At 62.6% G+C, this 11,427-nt stretch carries 10 protein-coding genes; all 10 read left to right on the top strand.

Annotation, left to right across the window (positions count from 1 at the left end; all coding sequences use genetic code 11):
• Positions 1–636: transposase (locus tag QZX93_RS03530; RefSeq protein ID WP_295394359.1), on the top strand; the 636-nt coding region annotated here is incomplete at its 5' end.
• Between the two features lie 203 nt (positions 637–839).
• Positions 840–1,757 carry a class I SAM-dependent methyltransferase gene (locus QZX93_RS03525; RefSeq protein ID WP_295392365.1) on the top strand — a complete coding sequence of 306 codons (918 nt, stop codon included), beginning with the start codon at positions 840–842 and terminating at the stop codon, positions 1,755–1,757.
• A gap of 16 nt (positions 1,758–1,773) precedes the next feature.
• Positions 1,774–3,033: a glycosyltransferase family 4 protein gene (locus QZX93_RS03520; RefSeq protein WP_295394356.1), complete on the top strand. Its 1,260-nt coding sequence runs from the start codon at positions 1,774–1,776 to the stop codon at positions 3,031–3,033.
• Between the two features lie 15 nt (positions 3,034–3,048).
• Positions 3,049–3,975 (top strand): glycosyltransferase family 2 protein, encoded by a 927-nt coding sequence (locus QZX93_RS03515; protein WP_295392362.1) that lies wholly within the window; start codon positions 3,049–3,051, stop codon positions 3,973–3,975.
• A 76-nt stretch (positions 3,976–4,051) separates the two neighbouring features.
• On the top strand, positions 4,052–5,395 hold the full coding sequence (locus QZX93_RS03510; RefSeq protein ID WP_295392360.1) for a glycosyltransferase family 4 protein: 1,344 nt from the start codon (positions 4,052–4,054) through the stop codon (positions 5,393–5,395).
• The gene (locus tag QZX93_RS03505) at positions 5,310–6,452 is read left to right on the top strand and encodes a glycosyltransferase family 2 protein (RefSeq protein WP_295392358.1); all 1,143 of its coding nucleotides are present in this window, start codon (positions 5,310–5,312) and stop codon (positions 6,450–6,452) included. The genes QZX93_RS03510 and QZX93_RS03505 overlap by 86 nt, the downstream gene beginning before the upstream one ends.
• A gap of 341 nt (positions 6,453–6,793) precedes the next feature.
• Positions 6,794–8,578: an asparagine synthase (glutamine-hydrolyzing) gene (gene asnB / locus QZX93_RS03500; protein ID WP_295392355.1), complete on the top strand. Its 1,785-nt coding sequence runs from the start codon at positions 6,794–6,796 to the stop codon at positions 8,576–8,578.
• Positions 8,553–9,524: a glycosyltransferase family A protein gene (locus tag QZX93_RS03495; RefSeq protein ID WP_295392354.1), complete on the top strand. Its 972-nt coding sequence runs from the start codon at positions 8,553–8,555 to the stop codon at positions 9,522–9,524. Before asnB ends, QZX93_RS03495 begins: the two co-directional genes overlap by 26 nt.
• Positions 9,521–10,477, top strand: a complete 957-nt coding sequence (locus QZX93_RS03490) for a glycosyltransferase family 2 protein (RefSeq protein ID WP_295392352.1) — start codon at positions 9,521–9,523, stop codon at positions 10,475–10,477. Before QZX93_RS03495 ends, QZX93_RS03490 begins: the two co-directional genes overlap by 4 nt.
• Before the next feature lie 42 nt (positions 10,478–10,519).
• A complete protein-coding gene (locus tag QZX93_RS03485; RefSeq protein WP_295392350.1) occupies positions 10,520–11,416 on the top strand; it encodes a glycosyltransferase in 897 nt (298 codons plus the stop codon).
• Positions 11,417–11,427: the final 11 nt, after the last annotated feature.

The following is an 11,427-nucleotide window of genomic DNA, read 5'->3' as shown; positions in this document are numbered from 1 at the left end:
GTGATTGCCGGGCGCGGGAAGGCGACGGTCACGCGCGTGCTGGCCGGCTTTGCCGGCTGGCTGATGACGGATGGCTGGTTTTCCTACCGGCACTATCCGCAGCGCCTGCGCTGCTGGGCGCACTTGGTGCGCAAGGCCCAGGGGGTGGCGGAGTGCTGCGATCCCGGTGGCAGCGCCTTCGGTCATCGCGTGCGCACCACCCTGGAGGCGTTGATGGAGGCGATCTATGCCGCCCGCGACGAACCGCCCGGGGCGGGGGCGGACCTGGCCAGCGCGCAGGCCGACCGACTCGCGGCGCTGCGGCGCACCTGCCTGGCCTATCAAGAATACGCGCATGCCCAGACCCGCGACCTGGCCGTGGAGCTGCTCACCGATTGGGACGCCATCTTCCGGGTCCTGCATCATCCGCACCTGCCGTTGACCAACAACCTCGCCGAGCGGGCGTTGCGCCACTGGGTGATCGCGCGCCGCATCAGCCACGGCACCCGCACCGCCGTCGGTTCGCGCGCCTTCGCCCTGCTGGCCAGTGTCATCGACACCTGCCGGCAACGCGACCACTCGCCGTGGGACTACCTGGTCGCTGCGATCACCGAGCGGCGCGCCGGACTGCCCCTGCCCCCGCTGCCGGGGGTCTGAACGATTACGACGGGGTCAAAAGAAGCAATAGATGAGTATTTTTCCGCCAACAATAAGCGCCCTTTCATGCATTACACCGATTACACTGGGAGGGCTGGAGTAAAGTGTAGCTAGCCCCCCGCAACGGCGCATTCAGCGCATCGACGCCAGCCCAAGTGCTTCGTGAAGGAATTGAAATCAATTTTCGTGGAAGCTAACAAGCGATGTTGAGCCTCTTAACCGGTCAGCCCGATACCGAACGCCTACAAGCGCTCACACCGGCCGACATCGCCGAGCGCTGGCGGACCTCGCTGGGTATCGATGTCGGTTCGGCCTTCGCGGCACTACCGGTCATTGAATATTGGCGCTGCAAGACGACCGGGCTCGCCTGGTATAGCCCGCCCGCTGCCGCCGGGGAGGGTGGACTGTATGCACAGCTCGAACGCTTCGATTGGTACTACGTTGCCGATAAATGGGAGTTCCAGGCTGCCCTGAGTGCCCTTTCGCAAGGCAGCCGGGTATTGGAAGTCGGCGTTGGCTCAGGCCACTTTTTGCGAGCCGCCGCAGCGCGTGGGTTGGGGGTTCGCGGAGTCGAGCTCAATCCTGTTGCAGCGGCACGCGTGCGGGCACTGGGCTTTGAGGTTTTCGAGACAAGTCTATCGATGTTGGCGCAGCGCGGCCTCGCGCCCTTTGATGCGATCTGCGCCTTCCAGGTGTTGGAGCATGTCCCGGACCCGCGTGGCCTGCTCGCCGACATGCTTAAGCTGCTACGCCCGGGGGGCCAGTTGGTTCTATCGGTCCCCAACGCGGCAGTCACCCGGGTTATCGACCCGCAACGCACCAACCTGCTCGACCAGCCCCCACACCATATTTCGCACTGGGATGCCGGCGTGTTCCGTGCGCTGGCGGGTCTGTTGCCTTTACGGCTGATCAAACTAGGTCGCGAACCATTGCAGGCGTATCATGTTGATTGGTTTGTCTCCGCCTATACCTCCGTATTGCGGCGCCAGCTTTCGGACCCGGTATCGCGAGTACTCCTGCACCCTCGCTCACAGACCGCAGTCAGGCGCTTGCTCACGACGCCGATCCGGCAGCTGATCCCCGGGCACACCTTATTGGCGGTAATGCGTTTTGAGCCCTGACGACGACTCTACAACGATGAAGATATGTCACCTCAATACGTTTGACGTGCAAGGTGGAGCGGCTCGCGCGATGTATCGCATCCATCAGGGCTTGGTCCGGGCCGGCGCCGACTCGGTGGTCTACACCCCGAACAAGACAGTTGACGATGCGCGTGTGCTTCAACACCGACCGCATCGGACATTGCCGCAAAAGCTGCTGAATCGCATCCGGTTTAGCGGCGTCGCTCGCGAGTTCGGGCGCTATCGCAAGACCCGTCCCGCCGGTCTGGAACAGTTCTCGGATGACCGCACCTATCATTGGCGCGTCCTTGAACGTCAACTGCCGCCGGCGGATCTGTACCATCTCCATTGGATCGCGGGATTCCTGGATGTCGGCTCCTTTATGCCAATGGTAGGTAAGCCGGTGGTCTGGACGCTGCACGATATGTATGCGCTGACCGGCGGTTGCCACTACGCCATGGACTGCGACGCCTATACCCATGAGTGTGGCCACTGCCCACAATTGGGTTCGTGCGACGCGCGGGACCTGGCACACGCCAGTTGGCAACGCAAGGCCCGTGCCTATGCGCACCGTTCGCCAACCGACCTGCACATCGTCGCACCGTCGCGCTGGCTTCAGGGCGTCGCCCGGCAAAGCCGGCTGCTGCGCGAATTTCCGGTTCATTGTATTCCCTACGGTATCGACACTGCGGTATTCCGGCCGGTAGCGGCCGAAGGCCTGCGGTCCGCGCTGGGGCTGTTGGTGGAGGACCGCGTCGTGTTATTTGTCGCGGACGGTGTCGGCAATCCCCGCAAGGGCTTTCAAGCGTTGATCGATGCGCTGCATGGGCTGGAGACGCCCCAGACGATGGTAGCGCTATCCATCGGCCCGCATCCGCCGCGACTTCAATTGCCGTTCCGGCACATCCATGTCGGCGCGATCAGTTCAGACGGACTCTTGGCCGCACTTTACAGTCTGGCGGATCTCTCGGTGGTGCCCTCCTTGGCTGACAATCTGCCCAACGTCGCTCTGGAGTCATTGGCCTGCGGAACCCCCGTGGTGGGATTCGACGCTGGCGGCATTCCCGACATGGTTCGCCCGGGCGAGACCGGCTGGTTGGCCCCGGTCGGTCGGGTGCAGGAACTGCGCGAGGCGTTACGTGTAGCCTTGGCAGATGCTTCGACACTGCGGGGCTACGGGCAGCGCTGCCGCGAGGTGGCGGAGCAGGAGTATACCCTGGGAGCCCAGGCGCGGGCCTACGCCGGGCTGTATGCGCAGGTGCTCGGATCAGCATAGGAACGACGCGATCTCATGCGCTGCCCATCCCTGAATGAACTGCCGTCGCCGCCGCCCAATAAGACCGGCTGGCCTTGGACCGAGGAAACGTCTGCAGCCTCGGCGCGAATGCCGAATGGCAACCCCTGGCCGAAGATCAGTATCGTCACCCCAAGTTACAACCAGGGGCAGTTTCTGGAGGAAACCATCCGCTCCGTGCTGTTACAAGGCTACCCGAATCTGGAGTACATCATTATGGATGGAGGCAGCAGCGATAGCAGCGTTGAGATTATCCACAAGTATGAACCATGGTTGGCCTATTGGGTGAGTGAGAAAGACGCGGGGCAGGCCGCTGCGATCAATAACGGCTTCGCGCGTGCGACGGGTTCGGTATTCGGCTGGATCAACTCCGATGATTATTATGAGCGTAATGCGCTTGCGATTGCTGGTCGATATTTCAAGAACCCCAACGAATCATTCATTCTACTGGGAGCGGGCAATGTCGTGGATGAATTCGGGGCTGTAATTGAACGCCGATGTCCTACTAAGGTCGATCGGAAACTTCTTGTCGAATGGCGCCTGAAGTGGCGCGACCACTGGTTCATGCAACAGTCCTGCTTTTGGCCTGCCGCGGTATGGCGAGCCTGTGGTGGCGTCGAGGAACGATTCGAACTGCTGTTCGACTATGACCTCTGGTTCAAATTTCTGCGCCATGCTTATTTTCGCTGCACGGACGACGTGTTTGCGTCAATGAGATATTATGCCAACACCAAGACCATGATGTTGAGAAACCGCAGTCAGGGTGAGTTCGCTCTGGTGTACGCGCGGCATGGCGAATATGACGCCTTATTTGAAATGGTGATCGACGTATCGCTTGCCAATGTGCAGCTCACACAGGAACTTAATAAAATTAAGGGACGTATTTTCTATCGTGTCCTCCGGCGGCTTGGTTGGCGGCCTTGAGCGACCAATGTGGCTCTTGGGGGGAACTAGAAGGCTACCTTACGTCGATGGGCTGGCGGATTAGCCAGATCCGCTGTTGACTGGCAAGCAGGCCCCCTCTGTTTTGGTGATCGCGCCCTCGGCATACCCGCTTGGGGGGGTAGCCGATTGGCTGGATTCTGTTCTTCCCGGCCTGCAGGCGCTGGGATGGCGCTGCGTGCTTGGGCTGGTGCAGGGCCGGTTTCACGATGTGAACACCTATCTTTCGCGGCATCCCTGGCAGGACGTGCGGCGCATTGCTAATCCGACCGGTAGCCAACCGGGACGCATCGCTTCGATAACGGCTTGCCTACGACAGGTACGGCCCGACCTGGTTGTGGTGGTGAACATCGCCGCAACGTATTGCGCCATTCGCTACCTGCGGCTACGCGGCCAGCCGAGCCCGAAGGTGGTGATGACATTACATGGCTTCCAAAGCGACTTGCTTGAAGACTGTCGGGCGAGTGTCGACGTGCTGGATGGGGTCGTCTCGACCAACCGGCTCGGCGTCAAGATGGCGGCTAGCAACATGGGTAGCGAGGAGCGGGTTTTCTATGCGCCCTGCGGCGTCCCGGTGCCGAGTGGGCGAGTGGCGGCTACGACTGGGGTAGCGGTTACCCAACCATTGCGGCTACTGTACTGTGGACGCTTCGAGCAGGAGCAGAAACGGATCTGCGATCTTGTTGAGTTGGCCAGCAGCTTGGCTCGCCGTGGCGTCTCGTGCCAGATTTCTCTGGCCGGCGCCGGACCGGATGAAGCGCTGTTGCGGCAGGCAATCGCCGCCCGCGGGGCTGAGCGGGTATTCCGGTTTCTGGGCGTCCTGGCGCCGACAGCCTTGAGCCGCGAGTATCGGAGACACGATGCGTTGATCATCACTTCGGTATGGGAGACCGGGCCAATAGTGGCCTGGGAAGCGATGAGCCATAGGCTTCCCGTGATCAGCAGTTGCTTTGTCGGCAGCGGGCTTGAGGGGGCCCTTCTCAATGGTCGCAACTGCCTGTTATTCCCGATCGGCGACATGGCCGCGGCGGCCGATGCGGTGGCCGCTCTGATGGCCTTTGGTATTCGTGAGCGATTGGTAACCGGCGGCCTGGAGCTGGTCCAAAGACGCTATAGCCGCAGTTGCTCGGTCAGCCTTTGGAACGACGCGCTTCACCAGATTCTAAGGCTGCCAAGTCTGCCCGCACCGCGCCTGCCATCTGGCGCCTTGCCCCAGGGTCGGCTCGATCGGTGGTTGGGGGTGAAATGGGGCGAGCGGGTGCGACGCACGCTGGGCGTGTCGTACCGACATGATGACGCGGGGGGCGAATGGCCACATGCCTGCCACGGCGCTCAATCACAGAATGAGTTTTTGCGATGGGCACGAGAGGCCGATGGCAGGGACGGTCAATGCGGCCAATGACTATTACAAGGTCGTCAGCGTAACCACGACCATGAAGCAGACTGCACTCGTGTCGGTCATTGTTCCCGTCTACAACGACGGGGCCTATCTGGCGATAGCCCTTGAATCGCTCTTGCATCAGTCGCTCGGCGATTTCGAGGTCGTGGTCGCCGACGACGCGAGTTCGGACGGGAGCGTTGCGCTGGCGCACGCTTTTGGCCGGCGCGACCCGCGTTTTCGGGTTGTTGTCAATGACGAGAATCTCGGCATGACCCGTAACTGGAACCGGGCATTAGCCGCGGCGCAAGGCAAGTATGTCGTCAAGCTCGACGCCGATGATGCCGTTCGTCCGGAGACCTTGCAGCGACTGGTGGACGCCATGGAGGACGCTCACGGCCCGATGGTATCGTATTGCCGGACCCTGAGTTGCGACGCCAACCTCGAGCCGTTTTCTTCCTATTTGGGGGAGCGGGCGCTGATTCGCGCCGGGATTGAGCCGATGCAGGTGCAGTGCCGCCCCGGGCATGACTGGTATCGGCTCAGCTTCGACGACCTGCAGCTCTGGCATTCCAATGCCCAGATGCACCGCCGTGCGACCTTGCTGGAGATGGGCGGCTGGGACGAAAGTTGGGGCTGCGCCGCGGATACCGATTTGATCTTGCGGGTCCTGGAGCGCAACGGGCGCGTTTGTCATATCCCCTATGCGGGTGTGCTCTATCGTCATCGCCCCGGCTCGGTCAGCGATCAATACCGCCGCCAGACTTGGCTGGCCTGGGAAAGTGTGTTGATTCACCTCGATTCGCTCAATCGCTACCACGCCGCGGGTGGCCGTCTGACCACGCCGCTGCGCAAGACCTGGTGGCGCTATTTCGCTCAGTGGGGGCGATTACGTGCGCAAGGCGAGGATGCGCTTGCAGGGTTGCGTCCGGACCTTCGCGAGCGGCTGCTGCGGCGGGCGCATGAGGTTGCGGCGCCGCCTCGGCGTGTTCTCGTTGAGGGCGCTGCCAGACAGTTTCTGTGGAATGTAATGACGGCGACTACTCGGATCGGTGGAGCTGATGCAACCGGCGGGGTGTAGGATGGCAAATGCATCGCTGCGCGCGACGCTCGAGCAATGCGTGACTTCCAGTAGCCGGAACCCTCAGCACCTCCCTTGAAGGTTAAGATACCACGATGAAGGAGGAGAAATGGTTTGCCGATAGATTGCTAGGCCATGAGGGCGTTGGCGATCTCATTTGTGCTTGGCACATCGCCCGTCGAGCCTGTCGTTTCGGTGAGGCTGCCGGCAACGATCTAAGGGCGCGCACCGCCAAATACTTAGCGATGAAGCCCCCGCGGATGTTATCGGACGGCTGGTTTATCGCAGCGGCTTCGCGGTCTGAACCCTTGTGCGCCTCGTCGCCGGGCTTGAACTGAGCCATGTGCGGAATCACGGGCTGGGCATTAACTCCCGGGACGGCGTTACCCGGGACCCTCTTGACGCAACTGGCGCAAGCCATTGCGCATCGCGGCCCGGACGATTGCGGGGAATACCGCGATGAGGCCGCTGGCTTGGCGTTGGCGCATCGGCGACTCAGCATCATTGACCTGAGCCCCGGCGGACACCAGCCAATGGTCCATCCGGACACGGGCGACGCGCTGGTGTTCAACGGTGAGATTTACAATTTCCGGGCGCTACGCACCGAGTTGATCGGGCAGGGCTGTCGTTTCCGCTCACACTCGGACACTGAGGTGCTGTTACAGGGGTTGGCGCTCTGGGGGCTGCGGCCCTGCCTGGCGCGGCTGCGTGGCATGTACGCCTTCGCGTGGTGGCAGGTCGCCAGCGCAACGCTGCACCTGGCGCGCGATCCCATGGGGATCAAGCCGCTCTATTACGGCCCGCCGCCGCACCGGGCGGGGGTCGTCTTTGCATCGGAAATCAAGGCGTTCCTGGCGTTGCCCGGGTTCGAACGCCGCGTTGACCGACGCTCATTGGGGCAGTTCCTGGAATTTGGCTATGCCTTCGAGGAGCACGGCACCATCTTTGCCGAGGTGCGTAAGTTGCCGCCTGGCCATCTGCTGAGGGTGCGTGCCGGGGTGGCCGCGGGGCCGGAGCGATTCTTCACCCCCGAGCTGCACGTGGACCCCTCGCGCACCAGCGCCGATTGGGAGGCAACGCTTTACGCGACCCTGCGCCAGGTGGTCGGCGAGCACCTGGTCGCCGATGTACCGGTCGGGCTGTTGCTGTCCGGCGGGCTCGATTCAAGTCTGCTGGCGTCGCTGGCGGCCCAATCGGCACCGGTGCGCACGTTCAGCATGGGCTTTGCCGATTCGGCGGTGGATGAGCGGCCGCAGGCCCGCGCGGTCGCGCGCTTCCTCGGTACGGAACACCACGAACTGCAGATCACAGCCGCGGAGCTTCGCGCCGACCTGGAGGAGTCTGCTTACCATTTCGATGATTTGTTCGCCGACTGGGGCACCATTTCGACCGGGTTTCTCTACCGCAAGTGCCGGGATCTCGGTATCAAGGTGGTGATCGTGGGGGAGGGGGCCGATGAGCTGTTCGGCGGCTATTGGGCCTTTCGCCTGAGTGCGGCACAAACCCCGACCGACTGGTGGCTGTTCACACTCTACCGGCACTATGTTGGCCGGCGCTATGGCCGCCACTTCGGCGCCTTCCGCACGCGCATGCGCGACTACTTGGCGGCCACCGGGGGTGATCGCTTTGCCGCCATCCGGCTCTTTGAGTCGTGTGAACAGTTGCCCAACAACTTTGTAATGAAAGTTGACAAGGCCAGCATGGCGGTCAGCGTCGAGGCGCGGGTGCCCTTTCTCGATCAGCGGGTGGCGGAAATCGCCTACCGAATTCCCGCCCGGCATCTGCTGTCGGCAGGCAGCGACAAGATGGTGCTGCGCCGGATGGCGCAACGCTATCGGCTCCTGCCTGAAGAGACCTTGGGCCGCCCTAAATACGGGGCCAGTATCGCGGCGTCGTGGATGGATGAGTCGGAGTCCTTTCGCGTGTACGCCCGCGATATCATACTGGCGCCGGGTGCTTGGACCGAGACGCTAGGGTTGCGCGGCGCCATGTCCGATTATTTTTTGCATGGCCGGCGTGGCTATCCGTTTCCCCGCGCCATCGGCATTTTCAGCAGCCTCGCCTGGCGACTGCTGCTGCTCGAGTTGTGGGCCCGGGCTTATGGAGTTCACGCCGATGAGGGTTGATGAACTGGTCAGCACCATCATCCCGGTTTACAATCGTCCGCGATTGTTGCAAGAGGCGGTGGCTAGCGTGCTGGCGCAGGACTATCGACCCATCGAGGTCCTCATCGTCAATGATGGCTCGACCGATGAGACCGGTCAAGTCGCTGAGGCGCTGGCGGCTCGGCATCCAGTAGCGATTCGCGTTCTTCACGTCGCCAATGGCGGGCCGGGCGTGGCGCGGGAGGCCGGTCGGCTGGCGGCCCGTGGCGAGTTCGTTCAGTACCTGGACAGTGACGATCTGCTGCTGCCGGGAAAGTTCACGGCGCAAGTGTCCGGTCTGCGCGCCCAGCCCGAATGCGGCGTCGCTTACGGGAAGACCGGCCACGGCCAGGACATCGCCCGCGCGTGGAAGCGCACTGGGGAACGCATCGCGGCGATGTGGCCGTCCTTTCTCCAAGAGCGCTGGTGGGATACGTCGACCCCGCTGTATCGCCGGGATGTGGCCGACGCCGCGGGCCCTTGGGAGGCACTTCGCCATGAAGAGGATTGGGTGTATGACTGTCGGGCGGGTGCGCTGGGGACACGGTTGTGCTACGTCGATCAGTTTGTGTCGCTAACGGGTTATACGGCACCCGACCGATTGAGCGGCAATACTGCCGCGCCGCGCTATTGGCGAGATCGCGCCGTTGCGCACCGCTTGATCTGGCAGTGCGTGCAAAGCGTCGGCCCCGATTTCGCACAGCCGGAGCTGCGCCATTTCGCGCGGGCGCTGTTTCTGCTCGCCCGGCAGTGCGGAGCGGCCGGGCAGACCATGGACGCGCAAGCGTTGTTTCAGATAGCGCGCGCCGCGTCGCCTCCCCCGCGGCGCGACGGTCTGGATTTTCGGCTCTACCGGGTGCTGGCGGGTCTCGTCGGGTGGAAATTGGCGGGGCGGATTGCCGGCGCCGTGGATGGACTGCGAAGATGAGCCTGGCTCCGTCCCTGTCAGTGGTGATGAGCGTCTTCAATAGTGCGGACACGCTGGGCGCGACAATGGATAGCGTGCTGACTCAGGAAGAGATCGATTTTGAGTTCATCGTTGTCGACGATGGCTCGAGCGATGGCAGTGCAGCGATTCTGGATGACTATGCCCGGCGCGACGAGCGGGTGCGGGTGATTCATCAGGACAATACCGGGTTGACGCGGGCACTGATGAACGGCTGCGCCCGCGCGCGGGGGAAATACCTAGCCCGACAGGACGCCGGGGATGTATCGCTGGCGGGGCGATTGGCGCAGCAATGCGCCTTGTTGGAATCGCACCCCGACGTGGTTCTCACCTCTGTCGGAACGCGCTTTATCGGATCCGAGGGCGAGCATCTGTATACGATCGTTCAACTTGGCGATGAATTGCAGCGGGGCCTTGAACAGTTGATCGTGGCACGCCTGCGCGGGCCGTCTCATCACGGTAGCACGATGTTTCGTCAAGCCGCTTACCACGCCGTGGGCGGCTACCGTCGCGAATTCCGCGTGGCCCAGGACTTGGACTTGTGGACGCGCCTGGTCGACGCGGGGCGCTGTGTGGCGATACCCGAGGTACTGTATGAGGCAAAGTGGCAGTTGGGTTCGATTAGTCATCTGCGCCGCCGGGACCAACTGATGGCTGCTGAAGCCATCCATGCGTGTCGACAACGCCGCCACCGGGGAGGGAGCGAGCAACCGATCTTGGATCGGCTGACCGCTAGCCTGGGGGAAATCGATGGACAATTGCGCACCCCAAGCGGGTTGAGCGAAGCGCGCTTTCACTATTTTTTGGGCAGTGTTCTTGCGTCGAACAATCCCGGAGTCGCTCGGCGCTATCTTAAACAAGCCGTGAGGGCCTGGCCTTGGCATGCCAAGGCGTGGGTCAAGCTGGCCGCACTGGTGCTGCGGCCTGGCAAATAATCGATGGCCCGTGGGTCTGCCTGCACCGACCTGGAGTGCCGTTTGAAAATCACGGTCGCCATCCCCAGTTATGGCCGCGATCACGTGTTGGTCGACACCCTGCGAGAGGTGCTGAACCTCAGTCCGCCGCCGGCCGAAGTCCTGGTGTTGGATCAAACGCGGGCGCATACATCAGACGTCGAAACGATGCTGCGGGAGTGGGACGCCGCCGGTGGTATTCGCTGGCTGCGTTTGACGGAACCCTCGATTACGCGGGCCATGAACCAGGGACTCCTGGCCGCCAGCAATGACATTGTGCTGTTCCTCGACGACGATATCCATCCGGAACCGGCATTGCTCAGGGCACACCTCGCGGCCCACCGGGATACCGCAGCCACCTTGGTGGCCGGCCGGGTGATCCAGCCCTGGCAAGCGGGGGTAGATGTCTCCAAGGACACTCGGTTCCATTTTGCCTCATTGCGGCCGGCATGGATCACGCAATTCATGGGCGGTAACTTCTCTATACGCCGCAAGGCCGCCCTGGACCTGGGTGGCTTTGACGAGAATTTCGTCAGGGTTGCGTATCGTTTCGAGGCTGAGTTCGCTTACCGTCTGGATCGCGCGGGCCACCGCATCTATTTTGAGCCGGCGGCCTCCCTTTACCACCTCAAGGTTGCCACCGGCGGCACCCGTAGCTTCGGCGAGCACCTGACCACCTTCAAGCCGGATCACGCGGTCGGGGCCTATTATTGTTGCCTGCGTACCTGGAGCGGCTGGCCGAGCCTGGGCGGGTTTCTCGCAACGGCGGCGCGGTCGGTCGCGACTCGCCACCACCTGCGCAGACCCTGGTGGATACCGGTGACGCTGGTTGCGCAACTGCTCGGCATGGGTTGGGCGCTCGGTCTTTATCTAAGCGGACCGCGTTACCTGCGACCTCCCTCTGCTGGCGCGCCGCACTGATCGGCCCATTG

Source organism: uncultured Thiodictyon sp. (assembly GCF_903946935.1).
In the GTDB taxonomy this organism is placed as follows: domain Bacteria; phylum Pseudomonadota; class Gammaproteobacteria; order Chromatiales; family Chromatiaceae; genus Thiodictyon.
The sequence above is the reverse complement of the archived record's forward strand: the minus strand, read 5'-3'. Positions and strand labels throughout refer to the sequence as shown.

Coding starts and splice junctions, on each gene's coding strand:
- QZX93_RS03520 (WP_295394356.1), top strand. CDS start 1,774: ATGAAGATATGTCACCTCAATACGTTTGACGTGCAAGGTGGAGCGGCT.
- QZX93_RS03505 (WP_295392358.1), top strand. CDS start 5,310: ATGCCTGCCACGGCGCTCAATCACAGAATGAGTTTTTGCGATGGGCAC.
- QZX93_RS03495 (WP_295392354.1), top strand. CDS start 8,553: ATGGAGTTCACGCCGATGAGGGTTGATGAACTGGTCAGCACCATCATC.
- QZX93_RS03515 (WP_295392362.1), top strand. CDS start 3,049: ATGCGCTGCCCATCCCTGAATGAACTGCCGTCGCCGCCGCCCAATAAG.
- asnB (WP_295392355.1), top strand. CDS start 6,794: ATGTGCGGAATCACGGGCTGGGCATTAACTCCCGGGACGGCGTTACCC.
- QZX93_RS03525 (WP_295392365.1), top strand. CDS start 840: ATGTTGAGCCTCTTAACCGGTCAGCCCGATACCGAACGCCTACAAGCG.
- QZX93_RS03490 (WP_295392352.1), top strand. CDS start 9,521: ATGAGCCTGGCTCCGTCCCTGTCAGTGGTGATGAGCGTCTTCAATAGT.